The sequence below is a fragment of the Enterococcus sp. LJL90 genome (assembly GCF_056924355.1).
Genome location: NZ_JBXPBQ010000009.1, coordinates 26,300 through 50,983 on the forward strand (window position 1 = coordinate 26,300; position 24,684 = coordinate 50,983).

22 protein-coding genes are annotated in these 24,684 nt (G+C 40.8%); 7 read left to right on the forward strand and 15 right to left on the reverse strand.

What is annotated here, in order from left to right:
- Window positions 1-29 precede the first annotated feature (29 nt).
- Window positions 30-1,322, reverse strand: coding sequence for an adenylosuccinate synthase (locus AC1Z3S_RS16315; protein WP_461741242.1), 1,293 nt, complete (start codon window positions 1,320-1,322; stop codon window positions 30-32).
- Window positions 1,323-1,604: 282 nt separating this feature from the next.
- Between AC1Z3S_RS16315 and AC1Z3S_RS16320 the strand changes: the two genes are divergently transcribed.
- Window positions 1,605-2,354 (forward strand): class A sortase, encoded by a 750-nt coding sequence (locus tag AC1Z3S_RS16320; RefSeq protein WP_461741243.1) that lies wholly within the window; start codon window positions 1,605-1,607, stop codon window positions 2,352-2,354.
- A 69-nt stretch (window positions 2,355-2,423) separates the two neighbouring features.
- Here AC1Z3S_RS16320 and dnaB read toward each other — a convergent pair whose 3' ends face one another.
- The 13 genes from dnaB to dnaA form a co-directional block, all read right to left on the reverse strand.
- Entirely contained in the window at window positions 2,424-3,797 is a 1,374-nt protein-coding gene (gene dnaB, locus AC1Z3S_RS16325) for a replicative DNA helicase (RefSeq protein ID WP_461736046.1), read from the reverse strand.
- A gap of 115 nt (window positions 3,798-3,912) precedes the next feature.
- Window positions 3,913-4,365 carry a 50S ribosomal protein L9 gene (rplI, locus tag AC1Z3S_RS16330; RefSeq protein ID WP_265459425.1) on the reverse strand — a complete coding sequence of 151 codons (453 nt, stop codon included), beginning with the start codon at window positions 4,363-4,365 and terminating at the stop codon, window positions 3,913-3,915.
- Window positions 4,366-4,371: 6 nt separating this feature from the next.
- On the reverse strand, window positions 4,372-6,348 hold the full coding sequence (locus AC1Z3S_RS16335) for a DHH family phosphoesterase (protein ID WP_461741244.1): 1,977 nt from the start codon (window positions 6,346-6,348) through the stop codon (window positions 4,372-4,374).
- Window positions 6,349-6,407: 59 nt separating this feature from the next.
- The gene (locus AC1Z3S_RS16340) at window positions 6,408-6,599 is read right to left on the reverse strand and encodes a hypothetical protein (protein WP_461741245.1); all 192 of its coding nucleotides are present in this window, start codon (window positions 6,597-6,599) and stop codon (window positions 6,408-6,410) included.
- A gap of 963 nt (window positions 6,600-7,562) precedes the next feature.
- Window positions 7,563-7,799 (reverse strand): 30S ribosomal protein S18, encoded by a 237-nt coding sequence (rpsR, locus tag AC1Z3S_RS16345; protein ID WP_265459427.1) that lies wholly within the window; start codon window positions 7,797-7,799, stop codon window positions 7,563-7,565.
- Window positions 7,800-7,824: 25 nt separating this feature from the next.
- Window positions 7,825-8,379: a single-stranded DNA-binding protein gene (ssb, locus tag AC1Z3S_RS16350; protein ID WP_265459428.1), complete on the reverse strand. Its 555-nt coding sequence runs from the start codon at window positions 8,377-8,379 to the stop codon at window positions 7,825-7,827.
- Window positions 8,380-8,424: 45 nt separating this feature from the next.
- Window positions 8,425-8,727, reverse strand: coding sequence for a 30S ribosomal protein S6 (gene rpsF / locus AC1Z3S_RS16355; protein WP_265459429.1), 303 nt, complete (start codon window positions 8,725-8,727; stop codon window positions 8,425-8,427).
- Between the two features lie 335 nt (window positions 8,728-9,062).
- The gene (gene gyrA, locus AC1Z3S_RS16360) at window positions 9,063-11,573 is read right to left on the reverse strand and encodes a DNA gyrase subunit A (RefSeq protein ID WP_461741246.1); all 2,511 of its coding nucleotides are present in this window, start codon (window positions 11,571-11,573) and stop codon (window positions 9,063-9,065) included.
- Between the two features lie 184 nt (window positions 11,574-11,757).
- Window positions 11,758-13,707: a DNA topoisomerase (ATP-hydrolyzing) subunit B gene (gyrB, locus tag AC1Z3S_RS16365; protein ID WP_461741247.1), complete on the reverse strand. Its 1,950-nt coding sequence runs from the start codon at window positions 13,705-13,707 to the stop codon at window positions 11,758-11,760.
- Window positions 13,704-14,828, reverse strand: a complete 1,125-nt coding sequence (gene recF, locus AC1Z3S_RS16370; protein ID WP_461741248.1) for a DNA replication/repair protein RecF — start codon at window positions 14,826-14,828, stop codon at window positions 13,704-13,706. Before recF ends, gyrB begins: the two co-directional genes overlap by 4 nt.
- Window positions 14,815-15,057 carry a S4 domain-containing protein YaaA gene (gene yaaA / locus AC1Z3S_RS16375; protein ID WP_265459433.1) on the reverse strand — a complete coding sequence of 81 codons (243 nt, stop codon included), beginning with the start codon at window positions 15,055-15,057 and terminating at the stop codon, window positions 14,815-14,817. The genes recF and yaaA overlap by 14 nt, the downstream gene beginning before the upstream one ends.
- A gap of 180 nt (window positions 15,058-15,237) precedes the next feature.
- Window positions 15,238-16,365, reverse strand: a complete 1,128-nt coding sequence (gene dnaN, locus AC1Z3S_RS16380) for a DNA polymerase III subunit beta (RefSeq protein ID WP_461741249.1) — start codon at window positions 16,363-16,365, stop codon at window positions 15,238-15,240.
- A 319-nt stretch (window positions 16,366-16,684) separates the two neighbouring features.
- Window positions 16,685-18,019, reverse strand: a complete 1,335-nt coding sequence (dnaA, locus tag AC1Z3S_RS16385; RefSeq protein ID WP_461736053.1) for a chromosomal replication initiator protein DnaA — start codon at window positions 18,017-18,019, stop codon at window positions 16,685-16,687.
- 549 nt (window positions 18,020-18,568) lie between these two features.
- Between dnaA and rpmH the strand changes: the two genes are divergently transcribed.
- Window positions 18,569-18,703 carry a 50S ribosomal protein L34 gene (rpmH, locus tag AC1Z3S_RS16390; RefSeq protein ID WP_006703104.1) on the forward strand — a complete coding sequence of 45 codons (135 nt, stop codon included), beginning with the start codon at window positions 18,569-18,571 and terminating at the stop codon, window positions 18,701-18,703.
- A 100-nt stretch (window positions 18,704-18,803) separates the two neighbouring features.
- On the opposite strand, the gene AC1Z3S_RS16395 is transcribed toward rpmH, so the two are convergent.
- Window positions 18,804-19,640 carry a MurR/RpiR family transcriptional regulator gene (locus tag AC1Z3S_RS16395; protein ID WP_461736054.1) on the reverse strand — a complete coding sequence of 279 codons (837 nt, stop codon included), beginning with the start codon at window positions 19,638-19,640 and terminating at the stop codon, window positions 18,804-18,806.
- Between the two features lie 121 nt (window positions 19,641-19,761).
- Between AC1Z3S_RS16395 and murQ the strand changes: the two genes are divergently transcribed.
- The 5 genes from murQ (at window position 19,762) to rnpA (ending at window position 24,683) form a co-directional block, all read left to right on the forward strand.
- A complete protein-coding gene (murQ, locus tag AC1Z3S_RS16400) occupies window positions 19,762-20,661 on the forward strand; it encodes an N-acetylmuramic acid 6-phosphate etherase (RefSeq protein ID WP_461741250.1) in 900 nt (299 codons plus the stop codon).
- A gap of 19 nt (window positions 20,662-20,680) precedes the next feature.
- Complete coding sequence (anmK, locus tag AC1Z3S_RS16405) at window positions 20,681-21,826, forward strand: anhydro-N-acetylmuramic acid kinase AnmK (protein WP_461741251.1); 1,146 nt, start codon at window positions 20,681-20,683, stop codon at window positions 21,824-21,826.
- A gap of 70 nt (window positions 21,827-21,896) precedes the next feature.
- Window positions 21,897-23,198, forward strand: coding sequence for a PTS sugar transporter subunit IIC (locus tag AC1Z3S_RS16410; protein WP_461736057.1), 1,302 nt, complete (start codon window positions 21,897-21,899; stop codon window positions 23,196-23,198).
- Between the two features lie 63 nt (window positions 23,199-23,261).
- Window positions 23,262-24,149 carry a BadF/BadG/BcrA/BcrD ATPase family protein gene (locus AC1Z3S_RS16415; protein WP_461741252.1) on the forward strand — a complete coding sequence of 296 codons (888 nt, stop codon included), beginning with the start codon at window positions 23,262-23,264 and terminating at the stop codon, window positions 24,147-24,149.
- A gap of 183 nt (window positions 24,150-24,332) precedes the next feature.
- Window positions 24,333-24,683, forward strand: coding sequence for a ribonuclease P protein component (gene rnpA / locus AC1Z3S_RS16420; RefSeq protein WP_461741253.1), 351 nt, complete (start codon window positions 24,333-24,335; stop codon window positions 24,681-24,683).
- Window position 24,684: the final 1 nt, after the last annotated feature.

Below are 24,684 nucleotides of genomic sequence, written 5' to 3' on the forward strand. Positions count from 1 at the left end.
CTCACGATGACTCTTCAGAGCTTTCTGTTTTAAATCTGTGACCAAACACTTTCCAAAATATTGGTTTGGTTACGGTCAGGTCCGACAGAGAAGGTTGAAATACGGACGCCGACTAATTCAGAAATGCGGCGCACATAGTTACGGGCATTTTCTGGTAATTCACCTAATGTGCGACAGCCGGTGATATCTTCAGACCAGCCAGGCAATTCTTCATAGACAGGTTTACAGCGATTCAATTCCTTCAAGCTCGCAGGGTAATGATAAATCAATTCCCCATCCAAATCATAAGCGGTACAAATTTTGACTTTGTCTAAGCCGCTCAAGACATCGATTGAATTTAAAGAGAGATTGGTAATGCCTGATACCCGTTTAGAGTGACGCATCACAACAGAATCAAACCAACCCACACGCCGCGGACGTCCCGTTGTTGTACCATATTCTTTGCCGACTTCACGAATCTGCTCGCCAGTTTCATCAAATAATTCAGTCGGAAATGGGCCATCTCCTACCCGAGAGGTATAAGCTTTACACACGCCGACCACTTTATTGATTTTCGAAGGGCCAACGCCGCTACCGATAGTTACCCCACCAGCCACTGGATTAGAAGAAGTCACGAAAGGATACGTCCCTTGGTCGATGTCCAACATCACACCTTGGGCCCCTTCAAACAATACACGACGGCCTTCATCTAAAGCATCATTTAAAATCACGGAAGTATCCGTGACATATTTTTTAATTTGTTGACCGTATTCAAAATATTCTTCAAAAATATCGTCAAAATTCATGCCTTCGCAGTCATACATTTTAGTAAACTGGCGATTTTTATCTTCTAAATTCACCTGCAGGCGCTCTGCAAAAATTTCTTTATCTAGTAAATCAGCAATCCGAATCCCCACGCGGGCGGCTTTATCCATGTAAGCCGGTCCAATGCCTTTGATGGTGGTACCGATTTTATTATCACCCTTCGCATCCTCTTGCAGTTGATCCAATTTGATATGATAAGGTAAAATCACATGAGCTCGATCAGAAATTCGTAAGTTTTCTGTTGTCACGCCTTGTTCATGCAAATAAGCCAATTCCTTCACCAACGACTTAGGATTGACCACCACGCCATTACCAATGACACTGATTTTATCTTTGTAAAAAATCCCTGACGGAATCAAATGCAATTTGTAAGTCACGCCATCAAATTTGATAGTATGACCAGCGTTGTCTCCACCTTGATAACGGGCAATCACTTCAGCATTTTCACTGAGGAAGTCAGTAATCTTTCCTTTACCTTCATCTCCCCATTGCGTTCCAACAACTACGACTGATGACATACGAACACCTCGTTCTAATTATTTTGTCCTGCATTATTGTAACAATTCTCTATCCCATAAGCAAATAAAACTCGAAAATTATTCGGATTTTTTTCTTCAAACGGAGTAAAACACGAACAATTTTATTCGTTTCAAATTTTTTTGAAACTTAAAGGTGAACGAGCGTCGGATTTAATAGATTTATTTTAATAAAACGACTAACCCTTTAAAAATTTCTTTAAATCGGTTACAGTTAATGAAAGGAAAAGTTCACTTTAGTGGGCAGTTTAAAGGGGGGAAATCATGCCCAAGGGTAAAAAGAAACCAGCAGCAAGAAAAAAAGCAACGAAGAAAAAAAGAATCATTCGCTGGGTGGCCAACATACTAGCCGTTTTACTATTATTAATTGGCTTAGCTTTGATTTTTAATGATTACATAAAAGATTGGCTGATTCAGCAAAACACGGACAGATATGCGTTAGAAACGGTCACGAGGGAAGATATTTTGCGCAATCAAAATGCCGATGCAACCTTTGATTTCGATGAAGTGATTCCCATCAGTTCCGAAGCGGTCATTCGAGCGCAATTTGAAAATAATGAATTTGCGACATTAGGGGCGATTGCGATTCCTAGCGTCAACATCAATTTGCCAATTTTTAAAGGGACGAATTACGCCGCATTATTTTATGGCGCCGGTACCTTAAGGGAAGATCAAGTAATGGGGGAGCGTAATTATGCTCTGGCCAGTCATAAAGCCGTCAACAATAGTTTATTGTTTGGCCCATTAGAAAATGCCCAACTCGGCGATTTAATTTACCTGACCGATTTAGATCGGGTCTTTACCTACGAAATTTTTTATTCTGAAATAGTATCTCCCTATTCCGGCTACTTAATCGACGACGTGCCGGATGAAACGTTAGTCACTTTGGTAACCTGTAACGCCTCTGGCAGCATGCGGCTAGTGGTCCAAGGACGATTTGTGGAGGCTGTTTCGGTCGATGATGCCTCACAAGCCATGAATGACGCCTTCAGTGTTAGTTTGAACACTTATTAAATGAAAAGCGCCAGCTAGAAGTTAGTTTTTGAAGCTAACTTTCAGCTGGCGCTTTTTTATGCTTAATTATTAAAATTCAACTCTTGGCGAGAGGGAGGAGAATTTATTATATTCCTTGATAAAAAGCAGTTCGACTGTTCCCCTGGCACCGCTCCGGTTTTTTTCAATGATAACCTCGACAATATTGTCATTAGCTGGTGGTTCCGGCACATTGTTGTCGTCCTCGCCACCTTCCCGATCATAATAGTCATCCCGATATAAAAATGCCACGATGTCCGCATCCTGTTCAATCGAACCCGATTCCCGAATATCACTCAAGACCGGCCGTTTGTCCTGTCTTTGTTCCACACCACGAGAAAGCTGAGACAAAGCAATGATGGGCACCTTTAATTCCTTGGCGAGCTTTTTCAACTGCCGAGAAATTTCCGAGACTTCCTGTTGACGATTTTCCCGACCGGTACCTTCAATCAATTGCAGGTAGTCAATTAAAATCAAACCAAGATTGCCCCGCTCTTGAGCTAACTTGCGGCATTTCGCACGAATCTCGGTGATTTTTATCCCAGGAGTATCATCAATGAATATATTGGCTTTTGAGAGGCTTCCCATCGCCATAATCAAATTGGACCACTCTTCCTCTGAAAGCTGTCCTGTCCGCAAATGAGCCGCTTCTATGGAGCCCTCAGCACACAACATCCGATTAACCAGTGACTCTGCTCCCATTTCCAAACTGAAAATGGCTACCGAACGATCCGTCTTCGTGCCGACATTTTGGGCAATGTTCAAGGCAAAGGCCGTTTTACCAACAGCCGGTCGGGCAGCTAAGATAATCAGCTCTTCCGCTTGCAAACCTGCTGTCATTTTATCCAATGCTTGATAACCAGTTGGCAAACCCGTGATTTCTTCATTATTTAAAGACAGGCGTTCAATATTTTGGACAGAGGCGGTTAAAACATCCGCAATTTGTAAAAAACCGCTGCGATTGCGTTTTTCCGCTACTTCCAAAATGCGGGTTTCGGCATCATCTAAAATGGATTGAACATCTTCCCCTTGCTCGAAGCCCTTAGTGACAATAGAGGTTGCTGTTTGAATTAAATTTCTTAAAAGAGATTGTTCTTCAACAATTTTGGCATAATAGCCAATGTTTGCTGCAGTCGGAACACTCATCACTAATTCCGATAAATAATCCAGTCCACCAGCATCTTCTAAAAGATTATTTTGCTCCAGCTGAGCTTTTACCGTCACAAAGTCAATAGCTTCATTGCGATCACTCAACGTGTTCATCGTTTCAAAAATAATCTGATGACTGCGACGGTAAAAATCTTTGGCTTCAATAAATTCTAAAGCATCCGGCAAAGCATCCGCTTCTAAAAAAATGGACCCTAAAACGGCCTGCTCTGCTTCAATATTCTGTGGCGGCATACGATCTTGCCAAACTTCTGCCATTTTAAACGCTCCTACTCAGTACCTTCAAATCGTACTGCAATCTAGTGTACCTATTGTAACGAAAAAAAAAGCAATCCGCAACGAGGCAGGATTGCCGGAATCATTAAGATTTCCTTTACTCTTCGGTCACATGAACCGTGATGGTTGCTGTAACTTGCGGATGTAATTTGACTGGGACTTTTGTATAGCCCAGCGCTTTGATTGGTTCATTCATTTCCATTTTACGTTTGTCTAATTTTAGTCCAAACTGCTTATTGAAGGCATCAGCAATTTGCTTAGAGGGAATGGAGCCGAACAAACGGCCGTCTTCACCAGCCTTAGCTTTTAGTTCAACCACAGTCTCTTCTTTATCAATCACAGCTTTTAATGCTTCTGCTTCTGCTAGAATTTCTGCTTGATGTTTTTCTTGGGCTTTCTTTTGACCGGCAACCTCACTTAAAGCGCTGCGGTTAGCTTCTTTAGCCAAATTATTTTTTAGCAAATAATTTTGCGCATAGCCAGTGGGAACCTCTTTGACTTCCCCTTTTTTCCCTTTGCCTTTTACGTCTTGCAAGAATACTACTTTCATAATCAACTACTCCTCTTCATATAATTCATTGATATTTTCATTAATCGCTTTCAGTAGAACTTCCTTGGCCTGATCAATGGTCATATCACTTAATTGGGTAGCGGCATTGTTAAAATGGCCGCCGCCGTTTAATTTCTCCATAATCATCTGCACATTAATTGTACCAGAACTGCGGGCACTTATGCCAATCAATCCGTCAGTTCGCTTAGTAATTACAAAGGCCGCATTGATTCCGTACATCGAGAGCAACGTATCTGCGGTCTTAGCAGCCGTCACACTGTCGTATTTGGCCGTTTCAGCCCCATTTGCGACAACGATATCAGATGTGACAAACTCGCTCTTAGCAATCAATGAGCTGATTTCTAAATAGTTGCTTAAATCAGTTGAAATCAAATAGCGAATCATCGGAGCATCTGCACCTACACTGCGCAGATAACTGGCAAAATCAAACGTTCGCGCGCTAGTCCGCACTTCAAAACTCTTCGTATCGACCACCATCCCAGCTAACAATAAAGTCGCTTCCATCTTGTCAAGGTAATTTACTTGACTGCTCTGTTGTTGAACCAGTTCAGCAACTAATTCAGAAGCTGAAGAAGCCGAAGATTCGATATATGTCAACAAAGGATTTTCAGGAAACTCCTCGCCTCTGCGGTGGTGATCAATGATGACGATGTTTTGAAATTTCTCATAGAGCTTCTCGGAGATGGATAGCGATGGCTTATGGTAATCAACCATCACCAGCAATGAATTCTCCTTAACATTTTTCATCGCATCCTCTGGCGAAACTAGACGTTGCTCCAATTCAGGGACCTTATGGATTTCCTGCAAACAACGTTGTACATCCGGAATAATTTCCGTTTGATCTAAAACAATCCAGGCTTCCTTCTTTGAAAATTCAGCTAAGGCATAAACGCCATACGCCGAGCCCAAGGCATCCATATCTGGATAACGATGCCCCATGATGTAGATATCTGTTGCCTGTGAAAAAATCCGTTGCAAAGCGGTACTAATTGCCCGACTACGAACACGCGTTCTTTTTGTCTTAGCTGAAGATTTCCCACCAAAATACATTGGCTTCGCATTATCAGCTACATCTTTAATCACAACCTGATCACCGCCCCGTATCAAAGCCATATCCAAGTTATTTTGGGCAACATCACCAATTTTGTCCAAGCTGCCTTCGCCAAAGGAAATCCCGATACTGATAGTTATTGGAAAATTTTGATTCTCAGCTTCTTTTCGCAAGATATCCAGCAGATCAAACTTTTTCTCCTTCATCTTAGTCAGATCTTCATAGCGGCTGATAAAAAAATACTTTTCTGCATTCAGCCTTTTGACATAAACACCGAAGTCCTCCATCCAATCAGAAACCAGCGTGGTCAAAAAGGAATTAAAATAAGAAATTTCTTTGTCATCCATTTTATCTACAGCATCATCATAATTATCAAAGGAAAGCACTCCAACAACTGGCTGGCTGTCATGAATTCGGGCCTTTATAGTTTCTTCCTCAGTAATGTCAAAAAAATAGGCCAATTGCTTTTCCGCGTCAAAACTTACTCGATAAGTGTTTCGACCTAACTTGAAGGTGTCTTTATTGGATTTCAATAACTCAATCAAGGTTGTTGCAAATTCTTTCCCGTCGATATTTTTTTCAGTAAACATTTGATCCGCATAAGAATTCAACCAATCAATTTCTCGTTTATCATTCCAAACAACAATTCCCATCGGCATTTTTGAAGAAACATAGGAAACCGTATCTACCGCCTGCCGATTGGCTTCTTTAATCTTTTCATCATCCTTCAATTGTATTGAACGTGTGACAAAAAAATAGATGACCAGCATCAATATATCTAGTAAGAAGAGAATGCTGGTGATTAAAACCTGATAATTCACAAAGAAAACGTTGACTAAAACCAACTTGAGAATGCATAAGCAAGCCAACAGGATTAAACTATTCTTGATTCTCTTTTTTATTTTATTCATGGCCTCGCCTCTCAAAATATATGCTATATTTTATCATAAAACCTTATCTCTGACGAACTTTACTCTTCAAATGTTTCACGTGAAACATTTGAAGAGTAAAGAGTGGAATTATTTGGTTTTGATTCTTGTTGAAATGAATGTGGATTGTATTTTGGATTCGGTGTTTGTAAGAGTGAATAAGTTGTGTTGGTGAGCTTATCTTTCAAATTCAGCCAAGTTTGTTTGATTTCTTTGTGGAATTCAATTGCCAATTTTGTTTTCCTCTATTGAACGCTTTAGAACTCGAAATCATTTTAAAAAGCCCATAAAAACAAAACTCTTAATCAAATTAGTTTTAATTCTATCTATTTCAATCTACTTTTTTTACTTTTCTTATTGAAGAAAACTTTGATTGCAAAATTTCAATGTAACTTAGATTATGTAAGTAGGATTCCTTGTATAATGCCAACTTACAATGAAAATAATTTATTTACTAAATAATCTAAAATTAACTAATACTTGCTTTATGTGTTAATCTTTCTTTTACAGATAATGAAAAGATTCCCTATTATGCATGTAGTAAAAAATAAAATTATCTAATAATAAACGTTTGTTTGATTTTTATCTTGATGATAATTCTATGACGTTGAGATACATTACTTTACAACTATTAGAGTTGTCGCTTAAATCTTAATATACTTCTCTAAGCTTGTAACAAGTAAGATTGTTTTATACCTCAAGCCTATATTACTTATCTTATAATACTACAAATGCAATGCTACACTATACTATTTTCAAAAAAAAAGAACTTTTGTATTCTTTTTCAAATTGTATCAAATGATCTTTTTCGAACTCGTTTCCACAAATCAGTTTAATCGTTAATAGTAAATTCGACAAATTTTTCCATAAATTGTCGTTACCAAGAACTCTATAAAATCAAAAAGCTTTTGTATGATGCAAATTATTAATAATATCCCGATTCCTTATACCGTCAGTTTCTGTTTATAAATGAGGCTATTCTTTCGAATAAATAAAATTTCAAATATCTCTTTCTTGAGAAAAAGGTATCTGCTATAAAAATATAAAGCAATTACATCAACACATATACTATTTCTAATACTACCAGAGCTGCACCATTCAATTCCTTACAATTAAAATAATCTCCGTACCACAAAAAAAGAACAGAAATTAATTTCTGTTCTAGAAGTATCTTATATTGTTAGAAAAATGAACTATTATTCTTCCCCTACGAAAGGTAAAAGACCCATGATTCTTGCTCTTTTAATTGCAACAGTTAATTTACGTTGGTTTTTAGCGCCAGTACCTGTTACACGACGTGGTAAAATTTTGCCACGTTCAGAGATAAATCTTTTTAATAATTCAGTATCTTTATAATCGATGTATTCAATGTGATTAGCTGCGATATAATCTACTTTACGACGTTTACGTCCGCCTCTTCTTTGTTGTGCCATCCTATTTCCCTCCTATCAAAAATTTTTAGAATGGTAAATCATCATCCGAAATATCAATGCTTGAATTATTTTCAAATGGATCAGCATCGCGGCTGAAGTCCGGCATTGTATTTTGTGGTGATGATCCTTGAGATGTTTGATTAAAACTATTTCCGCTATTGTTAAATTGATTGCTTTGATTACCACCAAAATTAGCATTGCTGCTATTGTTGTTGTAACCGCCACCTGATGAGCCTGAGCCTTGACGCTGCTCAGAAGCATTACGAGATTCTAACAATTGGAAATTGTCTGCGACAACTTCAGTTACATAAACTCTCTGACCTTGTTGATTTTCATAATTGCGGGTTTGAATGCGTCCGGTCACTCCTAAAAGAGTTCCCTTACGGGCATAATTAGCCATTGTTTCCGCAGGCTTACGCCAAATCACACAGTTAATAAAATCTGCTTCACGATTCCCATCTTGGTTTGTAAAATTGCGATTTACTGCTAGAGTAAAAGTCGCAACAGCCGCACCATTTGATGTGTAACGCAAATCAGGGTCTTTGGTGAGTCTACCAACTAGTACAACGTTATTAATCAACTAGTTCATCTCCTTCTCGTAAAAATGAATGTTTCACGTGAAACATTACGCTTCGATTTTAACAATCATATGACGAATGATATCTTCATTGATTTTTGCAAGACGATCAAATTCATTGATTGCATTTGCATCTGAAGCAGCAGAAACGTTCACGATGTGATAGATACCTTCACGGTGACCATCCATTTCATACGCAAGACGACGTTTTTCCCAATCTTTAGATTCTAGAACTTCTGCTCCATTATCTTTTAAGATAGTATCGAAACGTTCAACTAATGCAGTTTTTGCTTCTTCATCAATGTTCGGACGAATAATGTACATAATTTCATACTTCGTAACTTGGCTCATTGATTTTCACCTCCCTATGGACTTTAGGCCTTTATTCTTTGATAAAGGCAAGGAGAGTTTTCTACATTGTAGACTACTCACAATTTATCATTATACACAAAATTCTCCATCATTACAACAAATAAATTTTTTTCTTGCTTATTAATAAATTCGCAATTTGAACTATTTTTCTTGAAGAGCAGCATAAAAAAACTGTGAAATTAGTTTTGCAAAGAAAAGTAATTTTCTGAAATGATCATCCAATTAACAAAATTGCTAATCAATTCTATTTCGAAAATTTTCTTTGCGTTTACTAATCTCACAGCTGTCTTACTTAATGAAGAATAGTTGTGTTACTATTCTTCATTCGTTTCAGTTGTATTTGAATCAGAATCAGTTGCTTCTGTTGACTCAGCCGCTTCTTCTGGTTCAGCAACTTCAGCATCAACAATCGCCATTGTAACAACTTTGGCTTCATTTTCCATCTTCATCACCCGCACGCCTAAAGTAGCTCGTCCCGTTTGAGAAACATTGCTGACGTTAAAGCGAATAATAACACCTTTATCGGTAATCAACATGATGTCTTCGTCGCCGGAAACAGTTGTTAGACCAGCTAAAGGACCATTTTTACTAGTGATATTGGCGGTTTTAATTCCTTTACCACCGCGGCCTTTGACTGGATACTCACTGACAGCAGTGCGCTTGCCATAGCCATTTTCAGTGATCACTAAGACTTCTTGGTTTTCATCCATGATAGCTGCGCCGACAACAAAGTCGCCTTCCCGCAGACGAATACCACGAACACCAGAAGCGGTCCGACCCATATCACGGGCTGCCGTTTCTGCAAAAGTCACAGAATAGCCTAAGTGAGTCCCGATGATAATATTTTTCTCACCGTTTGTCTGGATAACATTTACCAGCTCGTCATCATCCTTCAGACCAATGGCAATTAAACCATTGCTACGGACATTTGCGAAGGCTGTCACACTGGTGCGTTTCACGGTTCCTAATTTAGTAGTAAAGAATAGGTAGTTGCCTTCTTTAGCTTCTCCGGTAACCGCAATGATTGCCTGAATGCTTTCGTTGGAATCAATTCCCAGTAAATTAATAACTGGAATTCCTTTGGCAGTCCGACCGTACTCAGGGATTTCATAACCCTTCGCCCGATAAACTTTCCCAGTGTTGGTGAAGAATAGCAATGTATCATGGGTAGAACAGCTAATCAGATTTTTTACAAAATCATCATCGTGAACACCCATCCCTTGAACTCCACGACCACCGCGTTTTTGCGCTCTGAATTCAGAGTTCGCTAAACGTTTGATGTAGCCGTTGTTAGTTAAGGTAATCACGATATCTTCTTCTTCGATTAAGTCTTCGTCTTCTAGACTCAAGACCTCTCCGACTAATAATTCCGTGCGGCGGGCATCGCCGTACTTGCTATTGATTTCACCTAATTCTGTTTGAATAATTTCAACAACCCGTTGCGGATTGTCCAAAATATCTTTCATGTCGGCAATGAAGGCCAATAATTCTTGGTATTCATTTTCGATTTTTTCCCGTTCCAAGCCGGTTAGACGACGTAAACGCATATCCAAAATGGCTTGCGCTTGCCGATCAGAAAACTCGAAACGCTCAATCATGGTTGATTTAGCTTCATCATCAGAATTTGAACCGCGAATAATTGCGATAATTTCATCGATGTGGTCTAGAGCAATTCTTAAACCTTCTAAAATATGCGCTCTAGCTTCCGCTTTTTGCTTATCAAATTCGGTCCGGCGTACAATAACTTCTTTTTGATGTTCGATGTAATTTTCTAAAATCTGTTTCAAATTTAGAATTTTCGGCACGCCTTTTTCAATGGCTAACATATTGAAGCCAAATGAAGTTTGCAGTGAAGTCATTTTATATAAATTATTCAAGATAACAGAGGCGCTGACATCCCGACGTACATCAATAACAATCCGCATGCCTTCCCGGGAGGATTCATCCCGCAAATCGGTAATGCCTTCAATTCGTTTATCCCGGTGCAGCTCAGAAATCCGTTCAATCAGCCGGGCCTTGTTAACCATGTAAGGCAGTTCCGTCACCAGAATCCGTTCCTTACCGTTAGGCATCTCTGTGACCTCAACACGAGCTCTCAGGGTAATGGAACCTTTACCTGTTTCATAAGCTCGGCGGATACCCGATTTACCCATAACTAAACCAGCTGTTGGAAAATCTGGCCCAGGTAAAACTTCCATCAGTTCAGCAATTGTCGTTTCCGGATTTTCCATTAACAAATCAATAGCGCTGACTACTTCTGATAAATTGTGGGGTGGAATATTGGTGGCCATCCCTACAGCAATCCCGGTCGTTCCATTGACCAAAAGATTTGGGAAACGTGCCGGCAAAACATCCGGCTCCCGCTCAGTATCGTCATAGTTGCCGTGGAAATCAACGGTATTTTTATTGATATCCCGCAGCATTTCCATCGCAATTTTACTCATGCGGGCTTCGGTATACCGCATTGCTGCCGCACCGTCGCCATCGACTGAACCAAAGTTACCGTGACCGTCAACTAATAGATAACGGTAGCTAAAGGTTTGCGCCATCCGCACCATGGATTCATAAATGGCACTGTCGCCGTGGGGGTGATATTTACCCATAACGTCCCCGACAATTCTGGCAGATTTTTTATGGGGTTTATCAGGGGTTACACCTAATTCATTCATTCCGTATAAAATCCGGCGGTGGACCGGTTTCAGACCGTCCCGCACGTCCGGCAAAGCCCGAGCAACAATGACGCTCATGGCATAATCAATGAAGGATTCCCGCATTTCACTGGTTAAATTGACGTCATGAATATTCTCTTTAAACTCTTCACTCACGAAATTCTTCCTCCTATTTCGTTCGCACAATTTGTGATTGTAATTACTGGAAAAAAATTATCCAATTAAAACTTGGAACTGCTCCTTGAAATAAACAGAGCAATTTTTTTGTTAAAATTTTTAAACTTTTTTCCAGCATTGCCAATCACATTTTGCGCAAATTTAAACTTAGACTCTGTCCAAATTAAATATCCAGATTTTTCACGTAGTGGGCATTTTCTTCGATGAAGGCCCGTCGTGGTTCTACCCGATCACCCATCAGCATTTCAAAGACTTGGTCGGCTTCAATCGCATCATCAACACTGACCCGCAGCATCATGCGGTTTTCTGGGTCCATCGTGGTTTCCCATAATTGATGGTCATCCATTTCCCCAAGACCTTTATAGCGCTGTACGTTGGGTTTTGGTGAAGCCGGTAAAGCTTCAATTGTCTGCTGTAAAATTTCCTCAGCCTTTTTCCCTGGTTGCACGTAGGTAATTTTCTTGCCTTGTTTCACCCCATATAAAGGTGGTTGAGCAATGTAAACATAACCGGCTTCCACGATTGGTCGCATGTAGCGGTAGAATAATGTCAACAGCAAGGTCCGAATGTGGGCACCATCGACGTCGGCATCCGTCATAATAACTAATTTATGGTAGCGGGCTTTTGCCACATCAAAATCGGCGCCAAAACCAGTGCCCATTGCGGTGAACAGTGAACGAATTTCTTCGTTGGCCAAAATTTTATCCATGCTAGCTTTTTCAACGTTTAAAATTTTACCGCGAATCGGCAAAATCGCTTGGAATTCCCGGTTACGCCCCTGCTTAGCAGAACCGCCGGCGGAATCTCCTTCGACGATAAACAATTCGCATTTTTCCGGATCGTTTGACGAGCAGTCAGCTAATTTACCTGGTAGATTGCTGATTTCTAGAGCCCCTTTGCGGCGGGTTACTTCCCGCGCCCGTTTAGCTGCTAAGCGGGCTTTTGAGGCTAAAATCCCTTTTTCCACGACTTTGCGGCCAATGGTTGGATTTTCAAATAAGAATTTTGAAAAATATTCAGAGAATAAACGATCAGTAACTGTCCGAACTTCTGAGTTGCCTAACTTAGTCTTGGTTTGTCCTTCAAACTGTGGTTCTGGGTGTTTGATGGAGATGACAGCTGTCAACCCCTCCCGGACATCTTCGCCGGAAAGATTTTCATCATTGTCCTTCATGATTTTTTGCTTGCGGGCGTAATCATTAATCACCCGGGTCAAGGCTGTTTTAAAACCAAATTCATGGGTTCCGCCTTCATAGGTATGGATATTGTTGGCAAAACTCATTAAATTGGTGTGGTAGCCATCGGTATATTGCATGGAAACTTCCACGATAATATCTTGAGATTCCCCTTCAATAAAGATGGGTTCTTCAAACAAGACGTTTTTATTTTGATTTAAAAATTCAACGTAGCTCTTGATTCCGCCTTCGTAATGGTATTCTTTGAATTTTGGTTCAGCTTCCCGTTTGTCGGTAATCGAGATTTTCAAGCCTTTATTTAAAAAGGCTAGTTCTCTGACACGGGTTGCAAGTTTATCAAAATTAAACTCAACACCCTCTTTGAAGATTTCGGGATCTGGTACAAAGTGGACCGTTGTTCCGTGACGATCAGTTTCGCCAATCATTTTTAAATCGGCTACAACTGCGCCTCGTTTGAATTCTTGGTAATAAACTTTTCCTTCTTTATAGACTTTGACGTCTAAATGAGTGGACAGAGCATTTACCACGGAAGCTCCAACACCGTGCAGACCGCCGGAAACTTTATAGCCGCCACCGCCGAATTTCCCACCGGCGTGCAATACGGTAAAGACGGTTTCCACTGCAGGACGACCAGTTTTCGCTTGGATATCAATCGGAATCCCCCGGCCATCATCGATAACGGTAATACTGTTGTCTTCTTCAATTACTAGATCAATTGTTTTAGCAAAACCAGCGAGGGCTTCATCAATACCATTGTCGACAATTTCCCAAACTAGGTGGTGCAGGCCTTCTGTGCTGGTGGAACCGATATACATACCAGGCCGTTTACGCACGGCCTCCAAGCCTTCTAAAACTTGGATTTGACTGGCGTCATATTCTTTTGCTTTATCTAATAAACTTTTTTCTTCTTCTGTCATTCAGACTCTTCCCTTTCTATGCTGCCTTGGGTCACATAAAAAATTTCCGGTGTGACCGCCATCTTCCCTTTAATATGTTCTAGGGTGGTAGTAGTTAAAAATGTTTGAACCTTCCCTTCAATCGTCTCCAGCAATTGCATCTGACGCTGATCATCCAGTTCACTCATCACATCATCTAATAATAAAATCGGGTATTCTCCCGTTTGGGCCTTCATTAAATCAATTTCGGCTAATTTAACGCTGAGAGCAGTTGTTCGTTGTTGGCCTTGAGAACCATAGGCCTGCACATCCTGCTCATTGACGCGAAAAATCAAATCATCTCGATGGGGACCTACCGAAGTGGCGGTTTTAAAGAGTTCCCGTTGCCGATTTTTCGTTAGCGTGGCAAGAAAAATTTCACGAATCTCTTCGGTGCTCTGTCCTTTGGTAATTCCTAGCGAGCTGAGATACTCAATTTTTAAGGTTTCCCTTTGATTGCTGATTTTTTGATGAATTTGGTTCGCCCAAAATTCCAGCTCCTCGATAAATTTTAGCCGCTGAAAAAGAACCTTGCTGCCAAAATCCGCCAGCTGTTCCGACAAAATATCTAAATACAATAAATCCTTTTGCTTTTTATCAGCAAGTTGTTTGAGATATTGATTGCGTTGCTTGAGAATTCCCTGATATTGCACCAAATCATAGAGATATAACGGATTGATTTGACCCAGTTCCATATCGAGGAATTTGCGGCGTAATGCGGGGCTGCCCTTGACTAATGAGAGGTCTTCGGGGGCGAATAAAATCACATTCATCTGGCCAATATAATCGCTTAATTTTTTCTGCTCTAAATAATTGACCTTTGTTTTGCGACCTTTTTTGGATAATTGAATTTCTAAAGGGATTTTGCTGGTTTTCTTTTCGATAACGCCTTTGACGGTGGCTAAATCAGCGCCCCAGCGAATAATCTCCTGCTCGTGACTCGTGCGGTGACTGCGGGTCATGGCTAAAAAATAAATGCTCTCCAATAAATTGGTCTTGCCTTGAGCATTTTCCCCTAAAAAAATAGTGAGGGAACGCTGAAATGTCAGGTCGACTGTCTGATAATTGCGATAATTTTTTAAAGACAGTTCAGTCAGCTTCATTCTCAGCCTGTTCCTTTTTTACCATAAAAAAAGTACCTATTTCAGGTATCTCCACCATCATATTTGGATAGAGTTTGCGGCCCCGGCGATTTTCCGGTTCGCCGTCGACAAAGACAGCTTTCTCCGCTAAAAACCATTTCGCTTGACCGCCGCTGGAAATCACGCTGATTTCCTTTAAGAGTTGGCCTAACGTCATGTACTCAGATTCGAGATAGACATTACTTTTCACAAGCATCCCTCATTTTCATAAATCTTACATATATTATACCATTTTACAGAGAGAAAACCAAATTATCCCGCCATAAAATTGCCTATGAGCAGATTTAATTCATTTAAATAGTTTTTAACCCAAAATAAAAAAAAGGCTTAAAATTGAATTTAAGCCTTTTTAAACGATTTTATTAAAATATCAGCTAGTTCTAACAGGTGTAATCAGCTGTGTAAATTGTTGACTGTCTTCTGTCGGTGTTAACGTGAAGGGACGAATTGGTGAAATAAAATTGACGGTGATATTCATATCGCCAAAAGCCCGCAACGCATCCTTCATATAATCAGGATTGAAGGAAATTTCCAGTGGGTCTCCCGTGACAGCTTCATAGTTTAAAGCTTCTTCAACTTTCCCAATTTCCGGACTATTTCCCGATAAAACTACGGCTTCAGAAGTAATCGATAATTTCACGATGTTATTGCGGCTTTCATGGGACAGTAACGACGCCCGTTCAATGGCCGACAATAAACTTGGAACGGAAAATTCGATGGTCGTATTGAAGCTAGTCGGAATCAAGCGATTGGTATCAGGATAATTCCCTTCTAATAAACGAGAGTAGAAGGATAAGGTCTGGGTTTTAAAGAGCACTTGATTTTCCATGATGGAAATTTCCACCATTTCCTCATCGTTTGCTAAAGAGCGGGATAATTCCGTTAAACTTTTGCCGGGAATCACGATATTAAAATCTTCCCCTTGGTGAATCGGAATAATCCGTTGGCTCATCCGGTGGGAATCCGTAGCGACAGCCAATAAAGAATTATCCGCTAAAACAAAATGCACCCCAGTTAAAATTGGGCGGCTTTCATGCTGTGAAACAGAAAAAACTGTTTCGCTGATTAATTTATTTAAGACATGGACCGGCAATTGCATTTGGTTGGTTGTACTAACTACCGGTAAATGCGGGTAATTGTCAGAGTCCAAGCCGTTGATGGTGAAATTCGCTTTACCGGAAGTAATCGCAACTTGGCGACTTTCTAAAACTTCTAAAGTAAATTGATCCTCTGGCAGCTTGCGGATAATTTCTCCGAAGAAGCGAGACATTAAGACGATTGCGCCAGTCGATTCAATCGTTAAATCAGCTTTTTCAGTTTCGACACTGAGAAAGGTTTCAATGGAAATATCGGCATTGCTCCCGGTTAACGTCAGGCCCTCCGAATCTAAACTAATTTTAACCCCAGTTAAAATCGGAATTGTAGTTTTACTGGAAATTGCCCGTTGAACAGTTTGCAATTCAGCGAGGAAAACATTGCGGGACATAGTAAATTTCATTTTCGACACTCCTTGTTGTAATAAATTCATGATGCAATTAAAGCCACGCTCTGTTTAATGGAACATAGCAAATTTATTGATAGCTTTTTTATTATAAAGAATTTTTCAAGATTAAGCGAATCAAGTTCGTCTGTTTTTTTGGTTTCAATATCCTGCTGACAAGCAGTCTGTTTAGTTAATTAGTATATAAAATAAATAAAAGTAGTAGTAGGCCCTGTTTATATTGTGGAAAACTCTGGAAAGCCTAAGCAGAATCAGATTTATCCGCTGTGGAAAACTTGTGGATAAGATTCAGCAGTTTTCATTACTTTTCCACAGACTAATTGATTAGCAGATTTTTGATTTCGCTGATTTCCCGTTGAATCGCAGGATCTTTGTTTAAGAGCTGTTGAATTTTTTCGTGGGCGTGAATCACAGTTGTGTGATCTTTGCCGCCAAATTCAGCGCCGATTTTCGGCAGCGAATTATCCGTTAGCTCACGGGATAAATACATGGCAATCTGGCGAGGGACTACGATACTTTTGACCCGCTTCTTGCCTTTTAAATCTTTGACTTGCACATGATAGTATTTAGCGACCTCTTCTTGAATATTTTGAATCGTCAGCTGAGCCGAAGTTGTAGTGTTCAATAAGGTTTTCAAAGCTTCAGCTGCTAAACTCGTGGTGATGTCAGAGCTTTTAATAGTAGCATAGGCCTGAACCCGCACCAAAGCCCCCTCCAACTCACGAATATTGGAATCGATTTGACCAGCGATATAACTCAAGGTATCTTCGGGAATTTCCAGACGTTCCCCTTCGGCTTTTTTCCGCAAAATCGCAATCCGCGTTTCTAAATCCGGCGGCGTAATATCAACGGACAATCCTTGGGCGAAACGAGAGACCAACCGATCCTGCAATTTAGGAATTTCATTTGGCAGGCGATCGCTACTTAAAACGATTTGCTTTCGTTCATTATGCAAAGCGTTAAAGGTGTGGAAAAATTCCTCCTGCGTCCCTTCTTTATCCGCAAAAAATTGAATATCATCGACTAATAGCAAGTCGACATAGCGATATTCCTGGCGAAATTCCTCAGACTTCCCATTTTTAATTGAATTGATGTAGTCATTGGTGAAGGTTTCGCTGCTGACATATTTTACTTTGGCATTCGGATTATTGGCCAACATCTGATGGCCAATGGCGTGCATCAAATGGGTTTTTCCTAAACCAACGCCGCCATAAAAGAAAAGAGGATTGTAATCAGAGGCCGGATCTTCCGCAACGACTAAAGCAGCTGCATGGGCGAACTGATTCCCTTTTCCGATGACAAAGGTGTCAAAGGTATATTTGGGATTGAGGAGGGCTTTATGGGCCGAATTATTTAGGACGTCTTCTGCTACTGGCATTTCAGCAGCTTGTTGCTCCATTAAAGCATCCGGCGTCACAAATTGCGGAATAATTTCTTGACCAGAAAGACTAAAACCGACTTCAATTACTTTTGAAGCCAGTTTGGTTTCCCAATAATTTTTATGTACTTCACTAGGTACTTCAATTGTTAATTGATTATTTTTTAATTCTAAAGGCGTAGCCGACTGAATCCACGTGTCATAGCTGGCAGCATTCATTTTTTGCTGATATTCAGCCTTGAGCCGTTCCCATAATTCATCTAAAGTAACCATTCTTTTCTCCTAATTAAAAAGTGTCGCAAACAGATATGTTTAATTTAGCACGTTTAGCAAAAGTTTTCCACAGAAATCAATTAAAAAAATCAAGACTCTAAAAAGATATCCACAAGGGTGAAAAAGTTAAAAAAGACTGTTCACAACTGTGGCAAAAAAATTATCCACAAAGCAACTTTTCGTGTGCATAATTCGCATTTTACACAAGTCTATCTCAGTCGCTTGTGGATAAGAATTCCTGATGCAACAAGCTTTTTTAGAGTTTTTAACACCCTTTTAAAAACCTGTGGAAAACTTATAAAGAGTCTTTTTGCATGTGGATATCTTTTTGGTTAACTAAAATAAAACTTTTTCCACAGAAATTTTTTTCACAGATATCCCCAAGCAATTTTTTCAATCTGTGGATAAACTTTGAAAAATTTTTTTACTTGGAATCAGAAAAGTTGGGGATTTCTAACAAAATTTGATTGACAAAGAACTTTTCTACCTTGTATAATGTCAAGGTATGTCTGTATAGATAGATAGTAGGTATAGTGGAGGTGGATTACAGTGAAAAGAACATACCAACCAAACAAACGTAAACGTCAAAAAGTTCACGGTTTCCGTAAACGTATGAGCACTAAAAACGGCCGTCGCGTCTTAGCAAGCCGTCGTCGTAAGGGCAGAAAAGTTCTTGCAGCCTAAGTCACTGATTATAGTGACTTTTTTTATGCGCTTTTTTCTCTATTAATAAGCAAAAAGGGAATTTCGATGCTGTCATCGAAATTCCTTTTTTTGGTTTAATCTAGCGGCCGTACTTTTTAATCAGGCCGCGGGAAGCATAAATCTGTTGAGCGTAGCTGGGATTTTTACTGATATAGCTGTAAAACAAAATATCCACCAGAAATAATTGTGTGAAAAGTGAATTGGTGGCGGCACTGCGAAAGGCGGTTTCTTTTGGAACAGAGGTGGCCAGCTGGAGGTCACTTAATTTCGCCAGTGAATTAGTGCCAATCTGAGTCAGCGAGATGACGGGCACATGAACTTCTCTAGCAGTCTTGGCTAAATGCAAAATATCTTTGGTTTCGCCAGAATTGGACACCAGCCAAAGAGCAATATTTTTGCGATTGATTAATTGTGGTAACAGGACATGGACGTCCCGCTCAAAAATCATGCTTTTGCCGATGCGAGTCCACTTTTGCTTAATATCTTCGGCAATGATGCTGGAGGCCCCGACACCAAAAACAAAACAGGTGTCCACCTCCTCTAATTGTTGAACAATAGCCATGATTTTTTTCTCGTCTTGCAGATCATTGGATTCATCAAGGGCCAGCTTGGCATTGTTGAGCATTTTTTTGCTCATTAAATGAAAGGGCTCGCCAAAGGCAATGTCGTCGTAGCCACTACTGGTTTCAGCGGATTCTTCTGCTAAAATTGCCAATTTAAAATCCGGCAGGCCGTGATAGCCGATTTTTTTGATAAAACGAATGACTGTGGCGGCACTGACTTCAGCAGCATCGCCGATTTCACTGGCGGTCATTTTAGGAATTTCAAAAATATTCTCGGTCAAAAAGTCAGCAATCTTTTTTTCTACCTTCGTATACTGCTCCTTCATCACATCAATTCGAGCGATTATTTTCATAAAAATCCTTCTTTCTTGAAATGCCATTTCATAAATTTAATTAAATTATTGATTTTTTATTTCTTTTCAATTATTATTATAGCAAATGAAAACACATTCAAAAAGAGGAGAGGCCAGAAAGATGCAAGAAAATTTGAGTCAGCTCTCGACGGAAAAAAGCAATCCCGAAAGCGCAGCTCTTGATTCCCTAACCGTGGAGCAGGCATTGGCGCTGATGAATCACGAGGATCAAAAAGTTGCGCCGGTTATTCAAAAACATTTAGCGGAAATTACACCATTAGTTGAAAAAGTGATTGCTACTTTTAAAGCTGGCGGCCGTTTAATTTATATGGGGGCTGGTACCAGCGGCCGCTTAGGTGTTTTGGACGCAGCCGAATGCGTCCCGACCTTTGGCGTTGAGCCGACGATGGTTGTCGGCTTGTTAGCCGGTGGAGAAAAAGCGATGATTACCGCCGTCGAAGGCGCTGAGGATTCCCCTGAACAAGGTGCAGCGGATTTAAAAAACATTCAGTTGAAGAAAAATGATTTTGTTTTAGGAATTGCTGCCAGTGGCCGCACGCCTTACGTGATTGGCGGCCTGCAATATGCCAAAGAAATTGGTGCCGCTACCGGCAGTTTGGCTTGCAATTTGCAGGCGAAAATCAGTGAAGCTGCCGATTTTCCTATTGAAGTGGATTTTGGTCCTGAGGTGTTGACCGGCTCTACTCGCTTAAAAGCCGCCACCGGACAAAAATTGATTTTAAACATGATTTCAACGATTAGCATGGTGGGCATCGGCAAGGTCTATAAAAATTTGATGGTGGATGTCAAACCCACCAATGAAAAATTGAAAAATCGGGCCCGCCGCATTATTATGGCGGCCACGGATGTCGATTTTGAAACAGCCGATCAAGCTTATCTAGCAGCAGATCGCAATGTTAAAGTCGCGATTATTACCTTATTAACTGGTTTAGACGTGGCAACCGCCGCCGATCATTTAAAAACGGCTGACGGGTACGTCAAAGAAGCTTTAAAACTGTAAAAAAGAGGAGGGGGGACCTATGCTAGCCATTGGTTTAATGTCCGGCACTAGCTTAGATGGTGTTGACGCTGCATTGGTGGAAATTCACGGTGCTGGTCTGACAACGAAAGTCCAGCTGCTTGATTTTTTGACGCTGCCACTGACGGAAGCAACAAAAGCGCAAATTAAACTAGCCTGCGACCCACTTGCTTCGACAACACCTCTAGTCAGTCAGCTAAATTTTAAATTAGGGGAGATTTTTCTAGAGGCCTGTCAAAAACTGATTGAAAAAAATCAGCTCAGCAATCAAGCTATTGATTTTGTCGCCAGTCATGGGCAGACGATTTGGCATCAGCCGCAAAAAACGGTGGACAATATCCCCAACACATTGCAAATCGGTGAAGCTTCCGTGATTGCTTATGGCTTGCAGACGACGGTTGTTTCAGATTTTCGGGTGATGGATGTGGCGGCTGGTGGAGAAGGGGCGCCTTTAGTTCCTTATTCTGAGTATTTGCTGTATCACAATGCCCAGCAAACCCGCCTGCTGCAAAATATCGGCGGCATCGGCAATGTCACCGTCATCCCCAAAGAAAATGATTTTTCAAAAATTAGCGCCTTTGACACCGGACCGGGCAATATGATGATTGACGAAGCGATGGGGCAATTATTTCAAAAGGCCTTCGATGAATCAGGCCAGACAGCCGCTAGCGGTGAAATAATTCCTGCCTTGCAAAAAGAATTACGCAACCATCCTTATCTTAACGAGCTACCCCCCAAAACTACCGGGCGGGAGGTCTTCGGCAAATTTTTTGTCGAGGAACTTTTAAAACGCTATGCAGCAGAAAAACCAGCCGACATTATTAGAACATTGACGGACTTCACGGCCTTTTCAATTGCGGATAGTTATCAAAAATTTATCTTGCCGCAAACGGGTCCAGATGTTGAAGTGATTATCGGTGGCGGTGGCGCCTACAACCAATTTTTATTGGCTTGTCTGCAGACTTATCTGCCAGATATTTCTGTTAAAACCCAAGAATCACTAGGCTTTTCCAGTGAAGCTAAAGAAGCGATTGCCTTTGCAGTTTTAGGCAATGAAACGTTGCAGGGCAATCCTAGTAACGTGCCTTCAGCGACCAATGCTATACGGCCAGTGATTCTCGGCAAAATAATTTACAGTCCATTTTGATTGTGACAGGTCTAAGCGACTAGCTGACTTGAACCAATTTTTAGGAAATATATTTTAGGAGGAAGAAAAAATGTTAGAAAAGTTTACCAATTTTGTTGAACTGCATTTAGGTGGTCCAATGGAAAAGCTAGCGAATCAACGACATTTGCGTGCGATTCGTGATGGGATCATTGCTACTTTGCCATTAATTATTGTTAGTTCTTTTTTCATGATCTTAGCCTTTCCGCCATTGCCGCAAGACTGGGGCATCTACAAGTTCTTGTCTGAAAATGCTGCAACGATTCTCTTGCCATACCGCATGACGATGTACATCATGAGTTTGTACGCCGCCTTTGGGATTGGCCACAGCTTGTCGAAATCTTATAAACTAGATGGCTTGTCTGGTGGGATTTTAGCAACGATTGCCTTTCTATTAACCTTTACACCCGTGAATATTCCCGCAGAAGCGGCCGATGCGGCTGGCGCAGTTGGTTTTGTTTTACCGATGGCCAACTTAGGCGGTTCAGGAATGTTTGTGGCGATTATTACGTCAATTTTAGCGGTTGAAGTCTATCGCTTAACTGACAAATCAAAATTCAAAATTACCATGCCGGAGCAAGTACCACCGGCAGTTGCCCGTTCGTTTGAAGCATTGACGCCTACTTTAGTAATTATTTTAGGTATGGGCATCATCACGTATTACATTGGCTTTGACTGGCATTCATTTATTTCCACTTTAGTGAGTCCTTTAGTGAAGGCCGCTGACTCGTTACCAAGTGTCCTGTTGATTACCTTCTTGACAACTTTCTTCTGGTCCTTTGGGATTCATGGGATGTCAATTATCGGCTCTTTGGCTCGGCCTTTATGGCTGCAGCTTTTAGAAGGCAATACCACAGCTCTAGCCAATGGCGATGTGTTACCAAATATTGCCGCAGAACCTTTTTACCAATGGTTTATCTGGATTGGTGGTGCTGGTTCAACAATTGGTTTGGCTATTTTACTAGCCTTCCGCACCAAATCACAATACGGTTCAAAATTAGGGAAGACGGCTTTAATTCCAGCAATTTTCAATATCAATGAACCGTTAATTTTCGGAACCCCAATCGTTTTAAATCCGATTTTAATTCCGCCATTTATCTTAGCGCCATTAGTAAATGGTACGATTGCTTGGATTGTGACTTCCCTTGGCTGGGTCAGCCGGGTTACCGTCACTGCACCGTGGACACTGCCTGGGCCAATTGGTGCTTACTTGGCAACCGGTGGTGACTGGCGCGCAATTGTTTTAAACGTTGTTTTAATTATTTTATCTATTTTGATTTATTATCCATTTGTTAGAGTGTATGATAAAAATGAATTGGATAAAGAACACAAGTCAGAAACAGTTACTGAATAAGCTAAAGCGGCTGGGTCGATGCAGGGTGCATAGTCCAGCTGCTTTTTTTAAAGAGGTGGAAAAATGTCTTATGTGATTGGAATGGATTGCGGCGGCACCAAGACCAAACTAGTTGCCTATCGAGCCGGAGTGCCTTTTTATTCTTTGACCGGCGGACCGGGAAATATTATTTTGCAGCCGGCAGCCACGCAGGAAGAAATCAAAGGGCTTTTGAAACAGACCTTAGAGGAAATCACAGGTGAATTGTCTGGTGTAGTCATCGGCATTGCCGGTTTGGCAACATATGGTAGACAAGAGGCAGTCAAAGACTATTTATTGCAGGAGCTGCCGCTACCTCCTGCAAAAATGAAGCTGATGAGTGATGCGCAATTGGCATTATTGGCAAACTTTAAAGGTGCTGACGGCATTTCTGTGATTGCCGGCACTGGTTCAGTTGTCTATGGCTATTTAGCAGGTAAATTTTATCGGGTTGGCGGCTGGGGTCATCTATTTGGCGACCAAGGGAGTGCCTATTGGATTGCCAAACAATTGTATCTTGAGTTGACCGCTCAGCTGGATCAAAATTTGCCGCTAAAAGCTTACCAGCAGCTTTTTTTAGATTACCTGGAAGTCGCAACGGCACCACAGGCAATTGCAAAAAGTTATTCATTTTCCAAGGATCAATTTGCTCAAGCCACGCTTTTTTTGGCGACTTTAACTGAGCAGTACCCAGAAATTCAGCAAATTTTTCAGCGAGCCGGCCAAAGTCTGGCCCAGCAAACCCGTCAGCTTTTAAAAAATGCTGACTATCGACACGAGCAGCTTGCCGTTAGTTTCAGCGGCAGTGTGCTGACGAAAAATCCCGTGGTTGCCAAAGCTTATCTGGCTGATTTGCAGCAGGATTTTGTCGTGGAGCAAAAACCAACAGGGACCGATCCGACAAGAGCGGCCTTGGTTTTATTTAAAAATTAAAGAAGATTGCGGCGGCTGGCTAGCATTTTAGCGGTCGCCGCTTTTTTATTGTCTGCGGCGACGGTTAAAGTCAGCGGGCAACTTTAATAAGTTTTTAGCTTCAGCTTTTAAAAAATGCTGAAGCTACCTCTTGAATATGTTATTATTGTGAAGTGAATGCAAGAAAGAAACGAAGGAAATTAAATGAAGAAGGCTTATCGAGTTAAACGTGAAAGTGACTTTCAAAAAGTTTTTAAACAGGGGCAGTCTTGTGCCAACCGTAAGTTTGTCATCTATACCCTTGATAAACCTGACAATCAACATTTTAGAGTTGGTCTTTCTGTCGGGAAAAAAATTGGCAATGCGGTGACCCGCAACCGAGTGAAACGCCAAATACGGGCGGCAATTTATCAGCTGAAGGATCAGTTAAAGCCTCAGCAGGATTTTATCGTGATTGCCAGACCGGCTGTCAAAGATCTCCCCATGGCAGAAATCCAAACCAATTTGCTCCATGTTTTAAAACTTGCAAATTTAATAGAAGCAAAGGAGAAATAAT

Coding starts and splice junctions, on each gene's coding strand:
- AC1Z3S_RS16315 (WP_461741242.1), bottom strand. CDS start 1,322: ATGTCATCAGTCGTAGTTGTTGGAACGCAATGGGGAGATGAAGGTAAA.
- AC1Z3S_RS16320 (WP_461741243.1), top strand. CDS start 1,605: ATGCCCAAGGGTAAAAAGAAACCAGCAGCAAGAAAAAAAGCAACGAAG.
- dnaB (WP_461736046.1), bottom strand. CDS start 3,797: ATGGCAGAAGTTTGGCAAGATCGTATGCCGCCACAGAATATTGAAGCA.
- rplI (WP_265459425.1), bottom strand. CDS start 4,365: ATGAAAGTAGTATTCTTGCAAGACGTAAAAGGCAAAGGGAAAAAAGGG.
- AC1Z3S_RS16335 (WP_461741244.1), bottom strand. CDS start 6,348: ATGAATAAAATAAAAAAGAGAATCAAGAATAGTTTAATCCTGTTGGCT.
- rpsR (WP_265459427.1), bottom strand. CDS start 7,799: ATGGCACAACAAAGAAGAGGCGGACGTAAACGTCGTAAAGTAGATTAT.
- rpsF (WP_265459429.1), bottom strand. CDS start 8,727: ATGAGCCAAGTTACGAAGTATGAAATTATGTACATTATTCGTCCGAAC.
- gyrB (WP_461741247.1), bottom strand. CDS start 13,707: ATGACAGAAGAAGAAAAAAGTTTATTAGATAAAGCAAAAGAATATGAC.
- recF (WP_461741248.1), bottom strand. CDS start 14,828: ATGAAGCTGACTGAACTGTCTTTAAAAAATTATCGCAATTATCAGACA.
- dnaN (WP_461741249.1), bottom strand. CDS start 16,365: ATGAAATTTACTATGTCCCGCAATGTTTTCCTCGCTGAATTGCAAACT.
- dnaA (WP_461736053.1), bottom strand. CDS start 18,019: ATGGTTACTTTAGATGAATTATGGGAACGGCTCAAGGCTGAATATCAG.
- AC1Z3S_RS16395 (WP_461736054.1), bottom strand. CDS start 19,640: ATGAAAATAATCGCTCGAATTGATGTGATGAAGGAGCAGTATACGAAG.
- murQ (WP_461741250.1), top strand. CDS start 19,762: ATGCAAGAAAATTTGAGTCAGCTCTCGACGGAAAAAAGCAATCCCGAA.
- anmK (WP_461741251.1), top strand. CDS start 20,681: ATGCTAGCCATTGGTTTAATGTCCGGCACTAGCTTAGATGGTGTTGAC.
- AC1Z3S_RS16410 (WP_461736057.1), top strand. CDS start 21,897: ATGTTAGAAAAGTTTACCAATTTTGTTGAACTGCATTTAGGTGGTCCA.
- AC1Z3S_RS16415 (WP_461741252.1), top strand. CDS start 23,262: ATGTCTTATGTGATTGGAATGGATTGCGGCGGCACCAAGACCAAACTA.
- rnpA (WP_461741253.1), top strand. CDS start 24,333: ATGAAGAAGGCTTATCGAGTTAAACGTGAAAGTGACTTTCAAAAAGTT.